Here is a 20156-nt window from a genome sequence, read left to right on the forward strand (position 1 = left end):
GCTGGATTTATAGCCCGAATAAAGATTCGCAATTTGACGCGCATTTTGCGATTGCCAGATAAAGACGGCTGAATGCGCCGAGCTGGTCGGCGTGCATGCAAAGGAATGGAGACATGTTGAAGGTCAACGGGGCGCGGCTGTGGTCGAGCCTGATGGAAATGGCAGCGGTTGGCGGCACGTCCAAGGGCGGCGTGCGGCGCTTGGCGTTGACAGAAGAGGACGCCGCTGGCCGCGCGCTGTTCACGCGCTGGTGCAAGGACGCGGGCATGACGCTCAGCACCGACCGCGTCGGCAATCTGTTCGCACACCGCGCCGGCAAGTCCGCCGAAGCTCGCCCTGTGGCGAGCGGCAGCCATCTCGACACGCAGCCCGAAGGCGGGCGCTTTGACGGCGTCTACGGCGTGCTGGCCGCGCTGGAAGTCGTGCGCACGCTCAACGACGCGGGTATCGAAACCGATAAACCCATCGAGATTGTTGTGTGGACCAACGAGGAGGGCGCGCGCTTCACGCCCGCCATGTTGGGTTCTGCTGCATTTGCGGGCGTGATGCCGCTGGAACAGGCACTGGCCTCGCGCGATGCGCAGGGCGTCTCGGTGGCCGATGCGCTGGCGGCGACGGGCTACGCGGGCGAACGTGCCGTCCCCGGGGCACCGTTCGACGCGTATTTCGAGGCGCATATCGAGCAAGGCCCGATCCTGGAAGAGAACGGCGTGCCGATTGGCGTCGTCACGGGCGGGCAGGCGATCCGCTGGCTCGATGTGCGTGTGCGGGGCCAGGCGGCACATGCGGGCACCACGCCAATGCGCTTTCGGCGCGATGCGATGTTCGCAGCCGCCGAGATGGCTGCCTCGCTGGAAACGCTGGTCGAGATGTTTGCCCCGTACGGCCTCGTGACCATTGGCGAGATCGGTATCCGCAATGCCTCACGCAACACCATCGCCGCCGATCTGACCTTCACGGTGGACTTGCGCCACCACGAAGACGCTCGCATCGCCGAGATGGAAACCGCGCTGCGAGAGCGCTTTGCCGACATTGCCGAGCGCCGTGGCCTGGCTGTGCAGATCGACCAGCACTGGGTGAGCCCGGCCACGCCATTTGACGCGACCTGCGTGAATGCGGTGGCCGATGCTGTGGAAGCACTCGACTACCCGCACCAGCGCATCGTGAGCGGCGCGGGACACGACGCCATCCACATTGCCAAGCGTTGCCCGACGGCGATGATCTTCATCCCGTGCGTCAACGGCCTGAGCCACAACGCAGCCGAAGATGCGCTACCCGAAGATGTGACGCGCGGCGCCGATGTGCTGCTGCACGCCATGTTGGCCCGGGCGCAGTGAACGAGATAGCGGGATAGCACTTTGCCCGACCCGTCAGTAGGGTCGAATCGTTGCAACTTGTTGCGGTAGCATGACGCCTGCCGGCAATCCTGCCGGTTCAGTACGTCTTCAGGGCGGGGTGGAATTCCCCACCGGCGGTATGCGGACCTTGCGTCCGTGAGCCCGCGAGCGCCTTGCATGCGCCTGCATGCAAGGGTCAGCAGATCCGGTGAGAGGCCGGGGCCGACGGTCAGAGTCCGGATGGAAGAAGATGTGCGGAACAACACGCTCGGGCTACAGGAGCGCGCCTGGCTTTGCGCCGGGCTGCGCCGCTGCATGGCTCGCGCGTGTTTGTCTGCTTGCCCTGGAACGTCTTGTCGCCAATCTTGCGAGGAGCGTTTCCATGTTGTCCACTCAGCAATCCCCTGCAGTTCACCCGCCCGCATTGCCTGCCAGCAATGTGATGCTTGACGCCATCGAGGCCCGCTTCGACCCGGCCGACATGCCCGCGCGCATGGCCGCCGCGCTCGATGCGGTGCGGCTGGGCGTGCCCGTTGTCGTGCTCGACGATGCCGACCGCGAGAACGAGGCCGACCTCATCGTCGCTGCAGACAAGCTCACGCAGGCCAGCATGGCCATGCTCATTCGCGAGTGCAGCGGCATCGTCTGCCTGTGCCTGACGGCCGAGAAGAGCGCATCGCTCGGCTTGCGGCCGATGGTGGAAGACAACCGCAGCCAGTACGGCACGGCGTTCACGGTGTCGATCGAGGCACGCACGGGCGTGAGCACCGGCGTATCTGCGGCGGACCGCATCACGACCATCCGCGCAGCCATCGCGGCAGATGCCGATACGCAATCGGTCGTCAGCCCCGGGCACGTGTTTCCGCTGGTGGCAAAGGAGGGTGGGGTGCTGGCGCGGCGCGGTCATACCGAGGGCTCGGTCGACCTGGCACGTCTGGCGGGCTTGCCGCCGGCTGCCGTGCTATGCGAACTGATGCTGCCCGATGGCACCATGGCGCGGCGGGACGACGCGGTGCGTTTCGCTGATCAGCACAACCTGCCGGTGCTGACCATTGAAGACATCGTTCAATATCGGGAGCAGATGGAGCGCGCGGTCAGCTTCGTCTAAAGCCGAAGCCGGCCGCGCGAAAGAGGTAACGCCGATTTACCGCTTGAGCGCGGCCGCTTCCTTGGCGAGCGCCGTGATGCCTGCCCAGTCGCCGGCAGCGACCTTGTCCTTGGGCACCATCCACGAGCCACCTACGCACACCACGTTGGGCAGCGCGAGGTAGTCGGGCGCGCTCTGCGGCGTGATGCCGCCGGTCGGGCAGAAACGCACGTCGCCGAACGGTCCATAGATCGACTTGAGCATCGGGATGCCGCCCGCCGCTTCAGCCGGGAAGAACTTGAGCGTGTTCAGGCCGAACTCCAGCGCCAGGATCAGCTCGGACGGAGTGGCGATGCCCGGCAGCCAGTCGAGTTCTGTCTTGGCCTGCGCCACGGCCAGCATGGGCGTAATGCCCGGCGACACCGCAAACACCGCGCCGGCATCCTTCGCCTGCTGGAAATGCTCTGGCCGCGTGAGCGTGCCGGCACCGACGATGGCATCGCTGCCCAGGTCATTCACCACCGCACGGATCACATCCAGCGCCACCGGCGTGCGCATCGTGATCTCGAACGTGCGGATACCGCCCTCGTACAGCGCGCGGCACACCTTGACGCCTTCATCGACAGATTGGAACTGCAGCACGGGGATGACCGGGCCGGCCTTGACGACGGAATCGATACCCACAACGTTCTCCTAGATCAACTTCAACAGAACAAGCTTAAACGACGGTCGCCAGCGCAAGCGTGAGCAGCAGCGCGACGATCGAGATGATGGTTTCCAGCACCGTCCACGTCTTGAAGGTCTGGGGCACGGTCAGGTTGAAGTACTCCTTCACCAGCCAGAAGCCGCCATCGTTCACGTGCGACAGGATCAGCGAACCGGCGCCGGTGGCCAGAACCATCAGCTCCGGCTTGACGGCGGCGCCCGATGCTGCGGCGATCGGGGCGACGATGCCGCAGGCGGTCGTCATGGCCACCGTGGCCGAACCCGTGGCGATACGGATCAGCACGGCCACCACCCAGCCCAGCAGTAGCGGCGACAGATGTGCATCGGTGGCGACAGCCACGATGGCCTTCGACACGCCCGAATCACGCAGGATCTGGCCGAAGCCGCCGCCTGCGCCCACCACCAGCGTGATCGTGGCGATCGGTGCCAGGCACTCGTTGGTGAACTTGAGGATGGTCTCGCGGTTGAAGCCGCGCGCCTTGCCAAACGTGTAGAAGCTCACGATGGCGGCAATCAGCAGGGCCATCACCGAGTTGCCGGCCAGCTTGAGAATGTCGTTCGCCAGTGTCTTGGGCGCGGCGATCAGGTCGGCCCAGCTGCCGATCAGCATCAGCACCACCGGCAGCAGGATCGTGAACAGCGTCACGCCAAAGCCCGGCAGTTCGCGCTTCTGGTCGGCTTCAACAAATTGCGCGGCCAGCGGGTTGTTCTCGTCCGGCTTGACGTAGCGCGAGACCAGCATTGCCCACAGCGGACCGGCCAGGATGGCCGTCGGCAGGCCGACGATCAGCGCATACATGATGGTCTTGCCGATGTCGGCCTGGTAAGCCGTCACCGCCAGCAGCGCGGCCGGGTGCGGGGGGATCAGACCATGCACCACCGACAGGCCGGCCACCATCGGCAGGCCGACCATCAGGATCGGCGTGCCCGTGCGTTTGGCCACGTTGAAGGCAATCGGGATCAACAGCACGAAACCGACTTCAAAGAACACCGGCAAACCGATGATGAACGCCACGACCATCATGGCCCAGTGCGCGTTCTTCTCGCCAAAGGCGCTGATGAGCGTTTTGGCGATGCGCTCGGCACCCCCGGATTCCGCCATCATCTTGCCGAGCATCGTCCCCAGGCCCACCACCAGCGCAATGTGGCCGAGCGTGCCGCCCACACCGGTTTCGAATGCCTTGACGATATTGCCCATCGGCATGCCGACCACCACGCCCAGCGCAAGCGAGACGACGATCAACGTGACGAACGGGTTCAGTTTCTGGACAGCAATCAGGTAGATTAGCGCGACCACCGCCAGCGCGGCGGTCAGCAATAGCGAGTTGCCTTGCATCGGGACCATCGGGTTTCCTCCTCAGGGATATTCACGGCTCTTGTTGTCGTGAGCGCTCCGTCGTGCGGGGCGCCCGTTTTGAATTGCACTTGTATTGCGCGTTACGGCTTCTTGTAGGCCACGCAATCGACTTCAACCTTGCAGTCGATCACCATGCTCGACACCACGCAGGCGCGCGCGGGCGGGTTGGCGCCGAAGTACTCCTTGAACACCTTGTTGAACGACTGGAAGTCGCGCGGATCATCCAGCCACACGCCGCATCGCACGACGTGTTCGGGGCCGTAGCCCGCTTCAGCCAGGATGGCGAGCAGGTTCTTGATGGTCTGGTGCGATTGCTCGACGATGCCGTTGCCGACCACCTCGCCGTTCACCATGGGCGTCTGGCCCGAGACAAACAGCCAGCCGTCTGCGCCGGCCGCGCGGGCAAAGGGCAGGTGCTGGCCACCGGTGCCGGTGCCGCCTTCAACGCCAATTCGGGTAATCGTCATCGCTACGTTCCTTCTTTCAAAACTCTCAAACAAACTTGGATTTCAGTGGACTTCCGCGGCCGCAACGGCTTGCGCACGTGGCCCGCGCTTAAGGAAGCGCCCGGCACGATGCGGCTGCACGGCGCCATCCTGATACGACAGACGGCCGTTGACCCACACCGCCGCAATCCCCGCAGCGGGTTGCTGCGGATCGGTAAAGGTGGCGACATCGCGCACCGTTTCGGGGTCGAACAGCACGAGATCGGCCCAGTAGCCTTCGCGCACCAGGCCGCGTTCGGTCAGGCCGAAGCGCTCGGCGGACTGGCCCGTCATCTTGCGGATGGCGGCCGAAAGCGAGAGCAACTTGCGCTCGCGGCTGTAATACCCGAGCACGCGCGGGAAGGCGCCCCACAGGCGCGGATGCGGTTTCGGGTCGTTGGGCAGGCCGTCGGAGCCGATTACCGTGGCAGGGTGGGTGATGATGCGGTCCAGATCCTGCGCCGACATGTTGTGGTACACGGCGCCGGCCGGCTGCAGGCGGCGCGCGGCGTCCGTCAGGTCGGTGCCCCACGCGGCGGCGATCTCCTTGAGCGTCTGCCCGGCCATGCCCGGCTCCGGCTCCGACCAGGTAATGAAGATGTCGAACTCGTCCGTCACCTGCTTGAGGTCCAGCGTGGACGAGCTTGCGGTGTACGGATAGCAGTCGCACCCCACCGGCTGATAGCGCTGCGCACCTTCGATGGATTCCAGCACTTCGCCCGCGCGGCCCCAGTTGGCCGCACCTGCGCACTTCAGGTGCGAGATCACGATGGGCACGCGCGCATGCTTGCCGATGCGATAAGCCTCGGCCATCGCATCCAGAATGGCGGCAAATTCGGTACGCAGATGCGTCGTGTAGATGGCGCCGGCCTCGGCCAGCGGCTCGGCCAGGCCCATCACTTCCTCGGTGGTCGACGCAAAGGCATTGGCGTAAGCCAGTCCGGTCGACAGGCCCAGCGCGCCGTGATCGAGCGCCTCGCGCAACTGTGCGCGCATGCCTTCGACTTCATCGGCGGTGGCAGGGCGGTCGAGGCGGTCCAGGTGGTTGTTGCGCAGCGCCGTGTGGCCGACCAGCGCCGCCACATTGACGGCCGGCTTGGCGAGCTCCACCGCATCGACATAGGCGGCGAAGGTCGGGTATGCAAACGCGCTGGCTGGCCCGAGCAGGTTCATCGGGTCGGGCGGTTCACCCTTGAGCGAGGCGGGCGAGGCGCTGATGCCGCAGTTCCCGACGATCACCGTCGTAATGCCCTGCGACACCTTGCACAGCATGTCGGGCGTGCGGATCACGTTGGTGTCGTCGTGCGTGTGCACGTCGATGAAGCCCGGGGCGAGGACGCGGCCCTCGCCGGCGATTTCCTCATCCCCCAGCCAAGCGGTGGAGTCCGATGTGGCGATAGCGGCGATGCGGCCGTCGGTGATGGCCACGTCGAACAGCGTGGCCTCGGGTTCGTGGCCGCTACCGTCCACAATGCGGACCTGACGGATGACGGTGTCGTACTGCTGCATGTGCTGCTCCTGCTCAATCTCCGAGCGGCTGACGATTGCCGCCGCCGCGATGCGCATCGAGCACGTACTTGATGCGCCGTAAGAGCTCCTTGCTGCGATCGGCCTGCTGCAGTGCGACCTCGGTGGCCAGCAGGTCGATCATCATCATCATGGCGTAGCGCGATGACGACGGCTTGAAGATGAAATCGGTTTCCATGGCCTGGATCGGCAGCAAGACATCGGCCAGCGCCGCCAGCGGCGAGCCGATGGCCGTGATGGCGACGATCTTGGCGCCGTATTCGCGCGCGATGGTCACGCTGTCGATCACCTCCGGCACGTGCCCGGTGACGGAGAACACGACCACCACGTCGTCCGGGCTGAGCGTGGCTGCGACCATCCGCTGCAGCATCGAATCATGATAGGTGGTGACCGGCCGTCCCAAGCGGGCAAGGCGGTAGCGCATTTCGTCGGCCATGGTGGTCGAGCCGCCACCCATGCCGAATACGGCAATCATGCGCGCCGCCACCAGCGCCACTGCCGCGGCGCGGAACGCCTCGGGCTGCACCAGCGCGCGGTTGGCTTCCAGCACATTGCTGATGTCGGCCAGGATGCCGTCGGCGCTCGAAGGTGGGCGGTCTGCGCCGCCATCCAGAAAGCGCTGGCCGACTGCGGCTGCCTGCGCTAGCTTGAGCTTGAGTTCACGCACGTCGCGGCAGCCCATCGCTTTGGCAAAACGGGTGACGCTGGCCTCACTCACACCAGCGCGCTCGGCCAGCGTCTGGATGCTGCCGGCGGCGGCCTCGGCAATGTCGCTCAAGACCGTCTGCGCGACCTTCTGCTCGGCGGGGCGCAGTTCAGCGGCACGCTGGGAGAGTCGGGTCACGATGTCCATCGGTTCACGCATGAGGTCGGGCTTAGGGTCTCGCATTCTGGCCCCGGTAGTCGTCCGGATAGCGGCTTGGAGAGTGCTTTGGTACTTTGTAACAGGCTGGCCGGGAGAATAATTTCGCCGCTATTATTGTGTCAACCCGATGTTTACCCCCAAAGGAACGCGAGTCGATTCCCATGAGTGATACAAAGTACCAAGGAGACGCCAACGCCGTCGTCAACCCGCTCGACAAGGGCTTGGGTGCGTTGGAAACCGCATGCACACCGGAACAGATTGCTGCCCAGCGCTGGAATGTGTTGAACGAAGACCTGAACCTGCCCGCGGCGGTGCTCTCGCAATCGCGTGTGGAGCACAACCTGGCGTGGATGCAGCGCTTCGTGAGCGAATACGGTGCCAAGCTCGCGCCGCACGGCAAGACGACGATGGCCCCGCGCCTGTTCCAGCGCCAACTGGCAGGCGGTGCATGGGGCATTACGTTGGCCACGGCGCACCAGACGCGCGTTGCCTATGCCCACGGCGTGCGTCGCGTGCTGATGGCCAACCAATTGGTCGGCAAGCGCAACATGGCCATCCTGGCTGAGTTGCTGGCCGACCCGACGTTCGAGTTCTTCTGCCTGGTGGATGCGGCGGATCAGGTTGATCAGCTTGCAGCCTTCTTCGGCAAGGTCGGCCGTCCGATCCAGGTTCTGATCGAACTGGGCGTGCAGGGCGGCCGCACCGGCGTGCGCGACGACGCGCAATTGCAATCGGTGCTCGACGCGCTCACGCGTGCCAATGGCGCGGTCAAGCTGGCGGGCGTTGAAGTCTATGAGGGCGTGATCAAGGAAGAGGCGGATATCCGCGCGTTCCTGCAGCGCGCCGTGAAGGTGATGGAGGATCTGGCCAAGGCGGGTCGCCTGCAGCGCACGCCGGCCGTGCTGACCGGCGCCGGGTCGGCCTGGTACGACGTGGTGGCGGAAGAGTTCGCCAAGGCCAATATCGGCCAGCCGCTGGATGTCGTGCTGCGCCCGGGCTGCTACCTGACGCACGACGTGGGCATCTACCGCGCGGCGCAGGCCCGTATCGACGCCAACAACCCGATCGCGCACAAGATGCGTTCGAGCCTGCTGCCGGCGCTCCAGCTTTGGGCCTATGTGCAATCGGTGCCTGAGGCTGAGCGCGCCATCATCGCAATGGGCAAGCGTGATGCCGCATTCGACGCCGGCCTGCCGCTGCCGGTGCTGCATTTCCGCCCGGGCGACAAGACGCCCTCAGCCACGCCCGCGCACTGGGAAGTCACCGGCATGATGGATCAGCATGCCTACCTGAAGATCGCCCCCGGCGACGACATCAAGGTTGGCGACATGATCGCCTTTGATATCTCCCACCCGTGCCTGACGTTCGACAAGTGGCGCCAGATTTCGGTGGTTGACGATGCGTACAACGTGGTCGACGTTGTGCAGACCTACTTCTGAGCGAGAGCGCCCATGGCAGACATCCTCGCCTATGGCGAAGCGCTGATCGAGTTCAACCAGGCGGATCCCGGCAGCACGTCGTGGAATTTCGGCTTCGGCGGTGATACGTCGAACTTCTGCATTGCCGCGGCACGGCAGGGCGCACGCACCGGCTATATCAGCGCGGTGGGCGCCGATCGATTCGGTCAGGCGCTGCGCGCGCTATGGCAGGACGAAGGCGTCGATCACACCTATGTGCATACCGATACGCAGGCGCCCACAGGCCTGTACTTCGTTTCGCACGATGCGCGTGGCCACCACTTCGACTACCTGCGCGCGGGCTCGGCAGCCAGCCGCTTTCAGACGACGCAACTGCCGTTGCAGGCGATTGCGGCGGCCAAGGCGTTTCACCTGTCGGGCATCAGCCTGGCGATCAGCGATACCGCGTGCGACGCGGGTTTGGCGGCGATGGCGCATGCGCGGGCGTCGGGTGTGCTCGTCTCGTTCGACACCAACCTGCGCTTGCGCCTGTGGCCGCTCGCGCGTGCCCGAGCCGTGATGCAGGAAGCGATGCGCACGTGCGATCTGTGCCTGCCGAGCTGGGACGATGTGACGGTGCTGCTCGACTGCCATGACCGTGATGGCATTGTCGATACGCTGCTCGGATGGGGCGTGAAGCTGGTGGCGCTCAAGATGGGCGCGGAAGGCTGCTATGTGGCGACACCGGAGTCCCGTACGCTGGTGCCGCGTCACACCGTCAATGCGATTGACGCGACGGGCGCGGGCGATTGCTTTGGTGGGTCGTTCGTGGCGCGGATCGTGGCGGGGGATTCGCCGGTAGAGGCGGCGCGGTATGCCAATGTGGCGGCTGCGATTTCGACGACGGGGTATAGCGCTGTGGCGCCGATTCCTCGGGCTGAGGTTGTGCGGGCGGCGTTGGCCTCGGCTCAGGCTGCTTGAATGGGCGTTGCGGGTGGGCTTCGTGTTTCATCCCCTGCCGGGGCTGACTCACTTTCTTTGTCTTGCCAAAGAAAGTAAGCAAAGAAAGGCGCGCCCGATGCGGCGAGCCCCTCCTTGAATTTATGTGACCGTGCGGGGAAGGAGGCAAACTCGCTTCGCTCAGACAGGCCTCCTTCCTTTTTCCGCACGCTCACAGAAATTCAAGGCGCCGCATAGGGCAAGGTACGGCCAAACCCTCGTGTGCCTGTGTTCATGCCAGAGTGGGTGCTTATTGGTTAAAAAAAACGCCACCGCATTGTTTGCGGTGGCGTTTCTCTTTTGCGCATCGTGTGCTTACTTCCCCGGCACCAGATGCACGCGCGACTCGGTCGCCGCCTCCACCGCCTTGCGCGAATACAGCAGCGGGAAGTATTCGCCCTTGAGCCACAGCGGTGCCAGGTCGCGGTAGTGCGGACTGTCAGGGTCGCCCGACTGGCCGGGCAGGTTGACGGCGCGCGAGTTGTCCCAGTTGCCGACGTCCACCACCGTGCGGAACGACGGGCCGTTGGTCTGCAGGAAATCGTTCGCGCGATACGTGGATTGGTTTGGCGCGTACGGGCTGCCGCCTTCGGGCGTGGGGCCGACGTTGAGCTTGGCGCGCGTCGCCTCGTCGACGATGGCAGCAAATGGATGGGCGTTCAGGTTGTGGTGCAACTGGCCCCAGTTCCACGCCTGCGGGTTCGGGCCCTGGCGCCTGACCATGTCGCTCCACGCCAGTTTCAGGCTGTTGAGCAACACGGCATCGCGCTTGGCCGCGGCCTGTTGCGGGTCTTCGCCAAACTTGCGGTTGCTGCCTTGCGGGTGTTCCAGCGTGTCGAGCATGACAGCGGTATCGGGCGCGGTCATCGCCTCGGCGCCGGCCTTGGAAAGCACGGCATTCTTGAACGCGCGGCCAAGATGATGCGTGAACCAGACCTCATGCAGCGCGGCCTGCGGAGAATCCGCCAGCATGGTTGCGTTCCAGCCCTTGAACAGATTGAGCGCGGCCTGTGTGTCGGCGTCGTTGGACGATAGCGGCGACAGCAGTGCCATTAGCCTGCGCGCCGGCATCGACACCATGTCGTTCTGCAAGCGCATCGAATCTTCGATCGACACCTTGTCGAGCTTGGCCAGCACTTCGTCGATGCGCGCATGGCGCGAGCCGTTGGTCCACTCAAAGCCCAGTTTCCGCTCGCGGTACGGGTAATCCGGCGGCAGGTTCATCTCGTTGGACGAGGTGAAGTAGCCAGACTTCGGGTTGTAGGCGCTGGGCAGTTGATCGCCGCGCCAGAAGCCGGCCCATTCGTAGCGGCCGTCACCGGGAACGGGCAGCAGGCCGTCCCAGTTCGGGCGGATCGGGGCGAGGCCGCCCGGCACCCAGCCGATGTTGCCCTTTGTGTCCGCATAGACCTGGTTTTCGGTGGGCGCGCCCCAGTTCATCATGGATTGCTTGAACTGCGCGAACGTGCGCGCGCGCATGTAGCCGACCGACCCGAAATACGGCGACATGCCCGGCGACAGCCACGCGGAGCGCACGGCATACGCCCGGTGCTTCTCGGCATCGATGTAGATGACGGGGCCGTGGCGCGTGAAGGTCAGGTCGACGGGGCGGGGCTCACCGCCGCGCACCTTCACGGCTTCGTGCAGCACGGTGAAAGGCTCCCAGCCGCCGTTGTAGCGGTATTCGCTGTTGTTGGCCGGGTTCAGCTCGTAGACGTAGAGGTCTTCCTGATCAATGTTGAAGATGGTCAGTCCGAACGCGACGTGCCCGTTATGCCCGATCGACACGGCCGGCAGCGATGGCTCTCCGGCGCCAATGATGTCGAGCGTGGGTGTGCTGACGTGGGCGATGTAGCGCAGGCTCGGTGCCGAATACGCGCGGTGCGGGTCGTTGGCCATCACGGCGCGGCCGGTGGTGGATTTGCCCGGCGCGATGACCCAGTTGTTGCTGCCCTCCATGGTCTCTTCAAGGTTGGCAGCGGCGGCCACGCGCGTGCTGTCGACATCTACGCCCTTGAGCGATTCAGGCGTGAGGCGCACGCCCTGCGTGGCGAGCGTGATGACCTTCAGCAGATCCTTTGGCAGGCACGGGTCCAGGCCTTCGGGCAACTGGGTTTGCCAGGCAGGCTGCAGGCCGAAGCGGATGGTGTCGTCGGCAAGGCTGGCCTTGCATGCCACGTTGGCGCGCGCAACTTCCGATTGCAGATTGCGCGTCAGCCCGTGGCTGCGGATGCGCACCACGTCTTCCGGCGCCCAGTGCGCGGGCGTGTAGTTCAGCTTGCGGAACTCGAACGGCATCTGCTCCGGATGCTTGGCCAGCCAGTCGACATACGCGTTGATGCCGGCAACGAAGCGCGTGGCAATGCGCTGCGCATCGGGGCTGTAATGATTCCATTCGACCTGCATGTCACCGCGATAGAGGAACAGCCGCGTCGCGCGATCCTGCTCGACATAGGCCGGTCCGAATACTTCTGAGAGTTGCCCCAGGCCTCGGCGACGCCACAAGTCGATCTGGAACAGGCGGTCTCGCGCCGCGTTGAAGCCTTGGGCGAAGAAGCCGTCGTCTTCGCTCTTGGCGTAGATGTGCGGCACGCCCCAGCGGTCGATCAGGATGTCGGCGGGTTTTGACAGGCCGGGTACGGCGATGGTCTGGGTGGCCGCCTTGGGCGCGTCTTTGGCAACGGCCTGCGCAGAAATGCCGAGCGCAACGGCAGACAACAGCATGGGAAGCGAACGGGTAAGCATGGCGATGCAGTCTCCTCTCTGAGCCCGGAATGCCAGCGCAGCCCAGACGGGCAGGGAGGATTCAGGCGTTCTTATGGATACGGCAGACAACCGCGAACGCGGTTCATGGGAAGGGCAAGCTGGCCGATCGAGTGAGCCGGTGCTGGCAACTGCTAGGGGAGAGATGCCCACCGATCGGCACAGACCGATGAGTATGCGGATGCGCCGCCACTTGCGCCAATGACTTTTGTTCGGTCAACCATTCCGTCAAGGCATGGTTGCCGATGTGTCACACCAGCGTCTCAGGCCCGGTCTTGCGATGCACATTGGCGGCCAGAACGTGGCCCAGCTCGCCCGGGAAGATCGGCTTGGTGATGACGGATTGGTAACCGGCTTCCTTCGCTGCCTTCAGGCGGATCGGGTCGGCAAACGCCGTCACGGCGATGGCGGGCATGTCGGTCAAACCGCGTTCGCGCACGGCCCGGACCAGCTGCATGCCGTCCATGCCCGGCATGGCGAGGTCGCTGACCAGCGCATCGAACGGGTAGGCGTTGGCGGCTGCTTGTTCCAGCGCATCGAGCGCGGCAGCCCCACTGGATACGGTGACAACCTCTGCGCCGTAGCGCTCCAGCATCAGCGCGATCACGCCGAGCGATTCTGGGTTGTCATCCACCGCCAGCACGCGAATGCCGTCCAGCGTCGGCATGCCCGTCCCCGCCACCAAGCCCGGCGTTCGGTTGGCCTGTTCGCCCGGTTGCGCGGCATGCAGCGGTAGCGACACGGCCATGGTGGTGCCACGGTCCGCACCGCTGCTGGCCGCGGTGATGCGGCCGTGGTGCAGCTCGACGAGTTGTTTGGCAATCGCCAGCCCCAGGCCGAGTCCGCCGTGTCGGCGCGTGCTCGACAGATCCGCCTGCTGGAAGCGGTCAAAAATATGCGGCAGGAAGGCCGGCTCGATGCCGATGCCGGTATCGCGCACGGTGGCGACCACGCCTTCGGGCGACGGGTGCACCGAGAGCCGGATGTGCCCACCCTCGGGCGTGAACTTGACGGCGTTGGCCAGCAGGTTCCAGAAAACCTGCTTCAGGCGTCCGGCATCGCCTTGCAGCATTGGCACGGGCAGGAATTCGGTATCGATGGTGATGTTCTTCTGGCGCGCCATGGGCTCGATGGTCTCGCGCGCGCGTTCCAGCACGTCGGCCAGGTCCACGGGGCCGACCTCCAGGGGCACCTTGCCCGAGAGGATGGCCGACATGTCGAGCAGATCGTCGATCAGGTGGACTTGCGTACGGGCGCTGCGCTCGATGGCTTCAATGCCGCGCTTGAACATCGCTTCATCGTAGGCGCGCATGTTCAGCAATTGCGCCCAGCCCAGCACCGCGTTGAGCGGCGTGCGCAGCTCGTGGCTGACTGTCGCCAGGAAATCGTCTTTCAGGCGGCTGGCGCGCTCGGCTTCTTCGCGGGCGCGGGATTCGGCTTCGAGCAGCTGCGTGCGGCGGGCCTCGGCCTGGCGGCGCTCGCTGATGTCGATCACGGCGTTGGTCAGACCGATGATCTCGCCCGTGTCGTCTCGCAGCGGCATGACCACCACGTCGTAGACCACGCGCTGCGTATGGCGCCGACGGAACGCGAACTCCACGCGCGTAGGGGTGCCGGTTTCGATGACGTGCTGGCCGGCTTCGGTCAGGCGCGACGCGGCGCGGCGGCCGAACACTTCGCGTACCGTCCGCCCGAGGAGTTGCTCGGGCTGCAGGCCGAACACGGGGTTGTGGACCCACGTGAAGTGCATCGTGTTGTCGACGTCGTAGAGCGAAATGGGCGAGGCCTGCAGTGCGGCCAGCAGGCGCTGCTGCGATAGGCGTTGCTGGGTTTCGGCCCGCGCGCGCCGTTCAGCCCCGGCGCGGGCCCGGCGCAACTGCTCACACAGCGCGCAGATGAGCAGCGCACCCACCCCAAACACCATCATCTGGATTGGCGTGAGCGGAATAGCGGCAGGCCAGCTTTGCAGCGCGGCCAGCCCGATGAAGAGCCCCGCATAACAGACGATGGCCAGCATCCCCGGCCAGAAGCCGCCATACCACGCGGCAATCGTCACCACCGGAAAGGCAAGATAGAACGGCAAATGGATGCCCATCGCCGATTCGAGCAGCACCCGGCCAATCGTGCCGACTGCGGCCGCACCGATCGCCACCAGCCACGCCGATGGACGAATGGCCGGTGCACCGTTGAACCCGCTGGTGCTGAAAGGCCCAGGATCCGGCAGCCGGGCAGCGCCGGCAGCGCGCGCGTCCGACGGGCGGGACGAAGAGGGCAGGATGGACGTCACAGTCAGGCGCAATACCGAGCGTGGAACAAGGCAGCCAAAGGTGACTCAGGATACGAATTGGCCACCGTCGATGCCATCGGGGTTTCGCTGACACGCTTGCAAGACACTGCCCCATTCTTGCTCAAGCCACCAGCGGCGCGGGTCTGCGGGTTTATCCCCCTGAAGAGGGGTGTCCGGTGTGCTTGTGATGCGGATCGCGCATGCGGTCGCGGTGCGTCAGGGCAGGGAACAGCCGCATCCAGGCTGCCACCACCAAGAGCGTGCCCAGGCCACCAATCACCACCGAGGCCACGGGCCCCAGCAGCCCGGCCAACATACCCGATTCGAATTCGCCCAACTGGTTGGACGCGCCTACGAACACTGAATTGACTGCGCTCACGCGCCCGCGCATGGCATCGGGCGTGTCGAGCTGCACCAGCGACGTCCGGATCACCACACTGATCATGTCCGACGCGCCCAGCAACACCAGCGCCAGCATCGACACCGGCAGCCAGCGCGACATCCCGAACACCAGCGTTGCCAGCCCAAACACCGCCACGGCGGCAAACATGACCCGGCCAACGTGCCGATCCAGCGGGCGGTGCGCCAGGAAGAGCGCCATGCCCAGCGCCCCCACCGCCGGCGCCGAGCGCAGCAGCCCCAGACCCCATGCGCCTGTGCCCAGGATGTCGCGCGCGTAGATCGGCAGCAGCGCTGTCGCCCCGCCCAGCAGCACGGCAAACAGGTCTAGCGAGATGGCGCCCAGCACCACCGGCCGCCCCTTGATGAACGCGATACCCGCGAACAGCGATTCGAGGCTCACCGGCGTGCTGACGGGCACCGCGCGCTCCATCCGCACCAGCGCCAGCAGCACGTGCGCCAACATGAACAGCCCGGCTGCCGTGGCATACACCACCGGCGCGCCGGCCACGTACAGAAAGCCACCCAGCGCCGGCCCCAGGATGACGCCGGTCTGCCCGGCCGAGCTGGACAGCGCCACCGCGCGCGGCAATGCCTGCAGTGGCACCAGCGTCGGCAATAGCGCTTGCAGCGTCGGCGTCTCGAACGCGCGCATCGCGCCAATCACCACCACGCACAAGAAGATCGGTTGCACACCGGCGTGCCCGTTGGCCGCCAAGACGGCCAGCGTGAGCGCAACCAGTGCTTCGACGGCCTGGCAGGCGCGTACGACGTATCGCCGGTCGTAGCGGTCCGCAATATGGCCGGAGGCCAGTACCAGCACCACCGACGGCAGGAACTGCGCCAGCCCCACCAGCCCCAGCACATAGGCGCTGCGCGTCAGGTCGTAGATCTGCCAGCCGACGGCCACCCCGAACATCTGATACGCGAAGGTGGTGGACAGCCGGGCGAACCAGAACAGCCTGAAGGCAGGGTAGGAGAACGGCGCATCTGACAGCGTTTGCGCGGATGCAGAAGAGGGGGCGGGAGAAAGACCGGCGTCGCCAGACACGTTGGATGTGCGCCGGAACCCGGCGATCAATGAAGGAGGCGGAAAAGAGGCGTGAAGCGTCCGTCATCGTAACGGAAGTCGCCCCTTTGTAGCCGCCCGCGCGGGTATGCGGCTTGCGGAACTGTCGGTACCTCATTACAGGAGATTTCATCATGGCCATGCACCACGCCCGGTCCAAGCCGGCGCCTGCCAAATCGAAGGCCACACCGAAGCCCCAGCGCTGGTCGCACCATGTGATGGAAACCAGTGACGCGCTGGACATCGAACCAGACATCTTCAAGTCGCGCAGCCCCGCGCGGATTGCCGCGTCGCTCAAGGCTTCGGCCGAGCACAGCCGGCGGCGCAAGGGGACGGCATTCCAGTCGGCCATGTCAATGCTGACGTTCTATATCAATCGGGCTGGGCACAACCTCAGCGCCGGGCGGCGCCAGATTCTCGAGCGTGCCAAGGATGCGCTGCGCGCCGAATTTGGCCGCCCAGCACACAGCGCGGCCAAGGGCCGGCACTGATGAAGGTTTGGAGCCGCTCAGATGGTCAGCATGACGCTGAGCAGTTGACGGGCGACCGCCTTGTAGTCGGCTTCGGCACCCTGCGGCGAATACGTGGACAGTGTCTTGCCCCGGTATTTGACCGTCACGATGCCGTTGCGGGTCGAATAGGTGGCTTCGATGCTCCGGCCGTTGCGCTCGAGATTGAAGGGGATGGTCTCTGCAACCAGTCGCGCGGTTTCCTGTGTCGCCCGCGGCGTGGGCGGCACGGCCGACAACGGCGAGTATGAGGCGGGGGCTTGTTGTTCTGGGTGGCGCATGGCGCCTCCTCTTCGGGGAAACGGGTGTGCACTCCAACGCAGGTTCCGTACCAGCCCCGTCCGGCAAGGACATGCCGTGCGACCGCCCGAAAAATGGCACCTCAACCGCCATCAGGCGTTCGTCATGCGCGCGGGTTTGACGCCACGCGTCGGTCCGCTGACGATATTTGTCAGATTTGTAAACGCAATTAACCGCCAGGATTTTTTGGCCCCGTGCAAATCCGGGCTATCAAGGCGGAGGGACAGGTGCCATTCTGGTAAGTGCAATGGCGCGCGCATCGCATGCCAGCCGCATGCATATCGCGCCTTGCAGACACCCTGCCGACGTTCCAACCATGCCAACAAGGAGGCGATATGGGTTCCCATACCTACAAGATGATCGAGCTGGTCGGTTCTTCACCCGACTCCAGCGATGCAGCCGTCCGCAACGCCATCGCGCGCGCGGGCGAGACCCTCAAGCATCTGGACTGGTTTGAGGTGCTGGAAACACGTGGCCACTTGGTCGACGGCAAAATCGCCCACTGGCAGGTGACGATCAAGGTGGGGATGCGGCTTGAAATGCTGGAGAGCGAAAAGCCCGCTGGCAAGAAGAAGGGCAAATAGCGGTTAAAGAAAAAGGCGGCCAGGATTGCTCCGGGCCGCCTTTTTTCGTGAGGACTGCGCTGCAGCGTTATTGCGCTTGCGTGAAGTCCAGCGCGTTGGTCAGGTCGCCCATCGGCTTGTTGCCGTTGGAGACGAGCGCCGCGTCACGTTGCTTGATACCCGGCAGCGTCGGCAGGTCGAAGCGGTGCGTGATCAGGCGCAGGACCGAAGCCGTGTCGTACTGGGTGTGGTCAACGAAGCCCTTCTTGGCGAACGGCGAGACGATGATCGCCGGGATACGGGTGCCCGGGCCCCAGCGGTCAGCCTTCGGCACCGTGGCGTGGTCGTAGAAGCCGCCGTTTTCGTCATACGTCACGACGATCACCATGTTCTTCCACTGCGGGCTCTTCTGCAGTTGAGCGATCACGTTGGCGATGTGCGCGTCGCCGTCAGCCACGTTGGCATAGCCCGGGTGCTGGTTCAGGTTGCCTTGCGGCTTGTAGAACGTGACAGCGGGCAGCTTGCCAGCGGCTGCGTCTTGCAGGAAGGCGGCGTCGTAGTCGCGCAGGTGGGCCGCACGCTCAGCAGCGCCGGTGGCCGTGGCCGGGTCGAAGCGGCTGAAGTAGTTGAACGGCTGGTGGTGCGGCTGGAACTGGATCGAGCCGCTGTAGATCACGCTGCGCGTGGTGTTCGGGGCGTCAGCAAGGGCTGAGTTCCAGGCACCGGCGTACCAGGCCCAGTCCACGCCACGGGCGGTCAGCAGGTCACCGATGTTGGTGCTCGACTGCTTCGGCAGGGTGGTGGCCTTGGTCGGATCGGCGTAGGCCGCGTTGCCGCTGGCCACGGCATTGCCCGACGGCTGGTACGGCGGCTGCATCGTGTTGACGGCGTACGCGTTGCCGTCCTTGTCGACCGGCGTCAGGTTGCCGTCCTTGGTCGCGTTGCCATCATCGGCGGCGCCGGCGTACGACGTCGGTGCGCCCGCCATCACGGAGCTCGCTGCGGGAATCAGCGTCGGGCTGCCATCTGCATTCGTCTTGACGTTGGCAATGCTGTTGGCCGCCGGCGACGCCTTTGCGTTCGGATAGATCGGTGCGCACGCGCAGATCAGGTATTGGTGGTTCAGGAACGAACCGCCGAAAGCGCCCATGAAGAAGTTGTCGGCCAGCGTGTATTGCTTGGCGATGTTCCACATGGCCATCTTGCTGCCGTCGTAGTAGCCCATGGTCAGGCCGCCGGCATCGGCAAAGGCGGCGAACTTGTCATTCTTGCCGCCGTTGATCTGCATCTGGTTCTGGTAGAAGCGGTGCCAGAGGTCGCGCGTGATGACGTTCTGGCCGACCACCGTGCCCGTGCTGCCGAAGCCCGACGGGCTGTCGATCTGGAACATCTGGTTGGGCATGTTGGCCGTGGAGGCCTGCGTGATCTGCACGCTTTGACCGGCTGCGGTCACGCCACCCCAGGTGGGCGGCAGCGTCGGCAGCACGGAGCCGTCGAAGTCCTTCTGCGCAACGGCAGTGCCCGTCGAACTCTGGTTCACACCGGGAATGCCATTGGCGCCGGGGAACAGGCCGTACAGGTTATCGAAGCCGCGGTTTTCTGCGTAGATCACCACGATCGTCTTGACGTTGCTGGCCAGCGCCATGCGCTTGGCAACGCCGTCGCGCAGGCTCTTGCCGATGTCGCCGCCATTGGCAACGGCGTCGGCAATCAGGGCGATGGCCTGGTCGATTTCAGCCTGCAGCGCAGCCTTGGTGCCAGCGTCGGTTTCCTTGTTGTGGTCTTCCAGCAGCTTGTCGATCGTCACGCCAAGGCGGGCGGCGAGCGCGGTCTTGGCGGCATTGATGTCGCCGCCGTTGCTGTCCATCAGCACTGCCAGTTCGGTCGAGATGGCGCTGACAACGGCATTGGCGCCAGCCGGTGCGCGAAACACCAGCGGCTGCGTGATAGCTGTGTGCGCGCCGGTGTCCGGATCGTTGCGGAAGGCGTCCGTACCGATTTCAACGGTGATGGGGCCCGTGCCCGACAGCGTGTAGGCACCGTTCTTGTCGGTGCGCGTGCTGGTTTCACCGGCATCGCACTTGCCATTGTTGTTGGCGTCGATACAGACCTTGGCATTCTCGAAGTAGCTGCCCGTCACGACGCCCGACGTGGACGCGGAGGCATTGCTGCTCGAATCACTGCCACCACAGGCAGACATGCTGGCCGCAACCAACGCGGTCAGCGGCAAAAGACGAAGCGCTCGGCTCATGATTTCCCTGGATTGTTGTGTGGGGGACGAAAGCGAGCGGGAGTCTGTGCTTCGTGTGTGACAAGTTGATGATGAAAACGCAGGCGTAGCGCCGATTTCGCCCCAGTTCAGCGTGATGACCATCATCAGGATGAGCAGGGGCGCCACCGAACGTTTGAAGACATTTGCCACCATGGGACCTCTCCAAGGGCTGACGTGACACACGTTTGACGACATCAAAGTGTCATGGGAGCCA

The 20156-nt window shown here is 64.9% G+C and carries 16 protein-coding genes and 1 riboswitch; of the genes, 6 read left to right on the plus strand and 10 right to left on the minus strand.

Annotation, left to right across the window (positions count from 1 at the left end):
- The first annotated feature begins 113 nt into the window (after positions 1–113).
- The gene (locus tag ACCD03_RS06405; RefSeq protein WP_413411140.1) at positions 114–1337 is read left to right on the plus strand and encodes a Zn-dependent hydrolase; all 1224 of its coding nucleotides are present in this window, start codon (positions 114–116) and stop codon (positions 1335–1337) included.
- A 100-nt stretch (positions 1338–1437) separates the two neighbouring features.
- Positions 1438–1593, plus strand: a riboswitch (FMN riboswitch).
- A 126-nt stretch (positions 1594–1719) separates the two neighbouring features.
- Positions 1720–2445 (plus strand): 3,4-dihydroxy-2-butanone-4-phosphate synthase, encoded by a 726-nt coding sequence (gene ribB, locus ACCD03_RS06410; RefSeq protein ID WP_413411141.1) that lies wholly within the window; start codon positions 1720–1722, stop codon positions 2443–2445.
- A gap of 36 nt (positions 2446–2481) precedes the next feature.
- Here ribB and ACCD03_RS06415 read toward each other — a convergent pair whose 3' ends face one another.
- From ACCD03_RS06415 to ACCD03_RS06435, 5 genes are all read right to left on the minus strand, one after another.
- The gene (locus tag ACCD03_RS06415) at positions 2482–3108 is read right to left on the minus strand and encodes a bifunctional 4-hydroxy-2-oxoglutarate aldolase/2-dehydro-3-deoxy-phosphogluconate aldolase (protein ID WP_024978599.1); all 627 of its coding nucleotides are present in this window, start codon (positions 3106–3108) and stop codon (positions 2482–2484) included.
- Positions 3109–3142: 34 nt separating this feature from the next.
- Positions 3143–4495: a gluconate:H+ symporter gene (locus ACCD03_RS06420; RefSeq protein WP_024978600.1), complete on the minus strand. Its 1353-nt coding sequence runs from the start codon at positions 4493–4495 to the stop codon at positions 3143–3145.
- Positions 4496–4587: 92 nt separating this feature from the next.
- Positions 4588–4974, minus strand: a complete 387-nt coding sequence (locus ACCD03_RS06425) for a RidA family protein (protein WP_065854532.1) — start codon at positions 4972–4974, stop codon at positions 4588–4590.
- Positions 4975–5016: 42 nt separating this feature from the next.
- Complete coding sequence (locus tag ACCD03_RS06430) at positions 5017–6501, minus strand: D-aminoacylase (RefSeq protein WP_413411142.1); 1485 nt, start codon at positions 6499–6501, stop codon at positions 5017–5019.
- Between the two features lie 13 nt (positions 6502–6514).
- A complete protein-coding gene (locus ACCD03_RS06435) occupies positions 6515–7384 on the minus strand; it encodes a MurR/RpiR family transcriptional regulator (protein ID WP_024978603.1) in 870 nt (289 codons plus the stop codon).
- Between the two features lie 161 nt (positions 7385–7545).
- On the opposite strand from ACCD03_RS06435, the gene ACCD03_RS06440 reads away from it, so the two are divergent.
- Positions 7546–8823: an amino acid deaminase gene (locus ACCD03_RS06440; RefSeq protein ID WP_413411143.1), complete on the plus strand. Its 1278-nt coding sequence runs from the start codon at positions 7546–7548 to the stop codon at positions 8821–8823.
- Between the two features lie 12 nt (positions 8824–8835).
- The gene (locus tag ACCD03_RS06445; protein WP_413411144.1) at positions 8836–9762 is read left to right on the plus strand and encodes a sugar kinase; all 927 of its coding nucleotides are present in this window, start codon (positions 8836–8838) and stop codon (positions 9760–9762) included.
- 333 nt (positions 9763–10095) lie between these two features.
- On the opposite strand, the gene ACCD03_RS06450 is transcribed toward ACCD03_RS06445, so the two are convergent.
- From ACCD03_RS06450 to ACCD03_RS06460, 3 genes are all read right to left on the minus strand, one after another.
- Complete coding sequence (locus tag ACCD03_RS06450) at positions 10096–12525, minus strand: penicillin acylase family protein (RefSeq protein ID WP_413411145.1); 2430 nt, start codon at positions 12523–12525, stop codon at positions 10096–10098.
- 268 nt (positions 12526–12793) lie between these two features.
- Entirely contained in the window at positions 12794–14830 is a 2037-nt protein-coding gene (locus tag ACCD03_RS06455) for an ATP-binding protein (RefSeq protein ID WP_413411146.1), read from the minus strand.
- Between the two features lie 151 nt (positions 14831–14981).
- A complete protein-coding gene (locus ACCD03_RS06460) occupies positions 14982–16280 on the minus strand; it encodes an MFS transporter (RefSeq protein WP_413411147.1) in 1299 nt (432 codons plus the stop codon).
- A 152-nt stretch (positions 16281–16432) separates the two neighbouring features.
- On the opposite strand from ACCD03_RS06460, the gene ACCD03_RS06465 reads away from it, so the two are divergent.
- Positions 16433–16789, plus strand: a complete 357-nt coding sequence (locus ACCD03_RS06465; protein WP_413411148.1) for a DUF3175 domain-containing protein — start codon at positions 16433–16435, stop codon at positions 16787–16789.
- A gap of 17 nt (positions 16790–16806) precedes the next feature.
- Here ACCD03_RS06465 and ACCD03_RS06470 read toward each other — a convergent pair whose 3' ends face one another.
- Positions 16807–17088 carry a hypothetical protein gene (locus tag ACCD03_RS06470; RefSeq protein WP_045201637.1) on the minus strand — a complete coding sequence of 94 codons (282 nt, stop codon included), beginning with the start codon at positions 17086–17088 and terminating at the stop codon, positions 16807–16809.
- A gap of 354 nt (positions 17089–17442) precedes the next feature.
- On the opposite strand from ACCD03_RS06470, the gene ACCD03_RS06475 reads away from it, so the two are divergent.
- Complete coding sequence (locus tag ACCD03_RS06475) at positions 17443–17691, plus strand: dodecin (protein ID WP_045201635.1); 249 nt, start codon at positions 17443–17445, stop codon at positions 17689–17691.
- A gap of 67 nt (positions 17692–17758) precedes the next feature.
- On the opposite strand, the gene acpA is transcribed toward ACCD03_RS06475, so the two are convergent.
- Positions 17759–19921, minus strand: coding sequence for an acid phosphatase (gene acpA / locus ACCD03_RS06480; RefSeq protein WP_413411149.1), 2163 nt, complete (start codon positions 19919–19921; stop codon positions 17759–17761).
- Positions 19922–20156: the final 235 nt, after the last annotated feature.

The organism is Ralstonia sp. Ralssp135 (genome assembly GCF_047304345.1).
GTDB lineage: Bacteria > Pseudomonadota > Gammaproteobacteria > Burkholderiales > Burkholderiaceae > Ralstonia > Ralstonia chuxiongensis.

Coding starts and splice junctions, on each gene's coding strand:
- ACCD03_RS06405 (WP_413411140.1), top strand. CDS start 114: ATGTTGAAGGTCAACGGGGCGCGGCTGTGGTCGAGCCTGATGGAAATG.
- ribB (WP_413411141.1), top strand. CDS start 1,720: ATGTTGTCCACTCAGCAATCCCCTGCAGTTCACCCGCCCGCATTGCCT.
- ACCD03_RS06420 (WP_024978600.1), bottom strand. CDS start 4,495: ATGGTCCCGATGCAAGGCAACTCGCTATTGCTGACCGCCGCGCTGGCG.
- ACCD03_RS06425 (WP_065854532.1), bottom strand. CDS start 4,974: ATGACGATTACCCGAATTGGCGTTGAAGGCGGCACCGGCACCGGTGGC.
- ACCD03_RS06430 (WP_413411142.1), bottom strand. CDS start 6,501: ATGCAGCAGTACGACACCGTCATCCGTCAGGTCCGCATTGTGGACGGT.
- ACCD03_RS06435 (WP_024978603.1), bottom strand. CDS start 7,384: ATGCGTGAACCGATGGACATCGTGACCCGACTCTCCCAGCGTGCCGCT.
- ACCD03_RS06440 (WP_413411143.1), top strand. CDS start 7,546: ATGAGTGATACAAAGTACCAAGGAGACGCCAACGCCGTCGTCAACCCG.
- ACCD03_RS06445 (WP_413411144.1), top strand. CDS start 8,836: ATGGCAGACATCCTCGCCTATGGCGAAGCGCTGATCGAGTTCAACCAG.
- ACCD03_RS06450 (WP_413411145.1), bottom strand. CDS start 12,525: ATGCTTACCCGTTCGCTTCCCATGCTGTTGTCTGCCGTTGCGCTCGGC.
- ACCD03_RS06465 (WP_413411148.1), top strand. CDS start 16,433: ATGGCCATGCACCACGCCCGGTCCAAGCCGGCGCCTGCCAAATCGAAG.
- ACCD03_RS06470 (WP_045201637.1), bottom strand. CDS start 17,088: ATGCGCCACCCAGAACAACAAGCCCCCGCCTCATACTCGCCGTTGTCG.
- ACCD03_RS06475 (WP_045201635.1), top strand. CDS start 17,443: ATGGGTTCCCATACCTACAAGATGATCGAGCTGGTCGGTTCTTCACCC.
- acpA (WP_413411149.1), bottom strand. CDS start 19,921: ATGAGCCGAGCGCTTCGTCTTTTGCCGCTGACCGCGTTGGTTGCGGCC.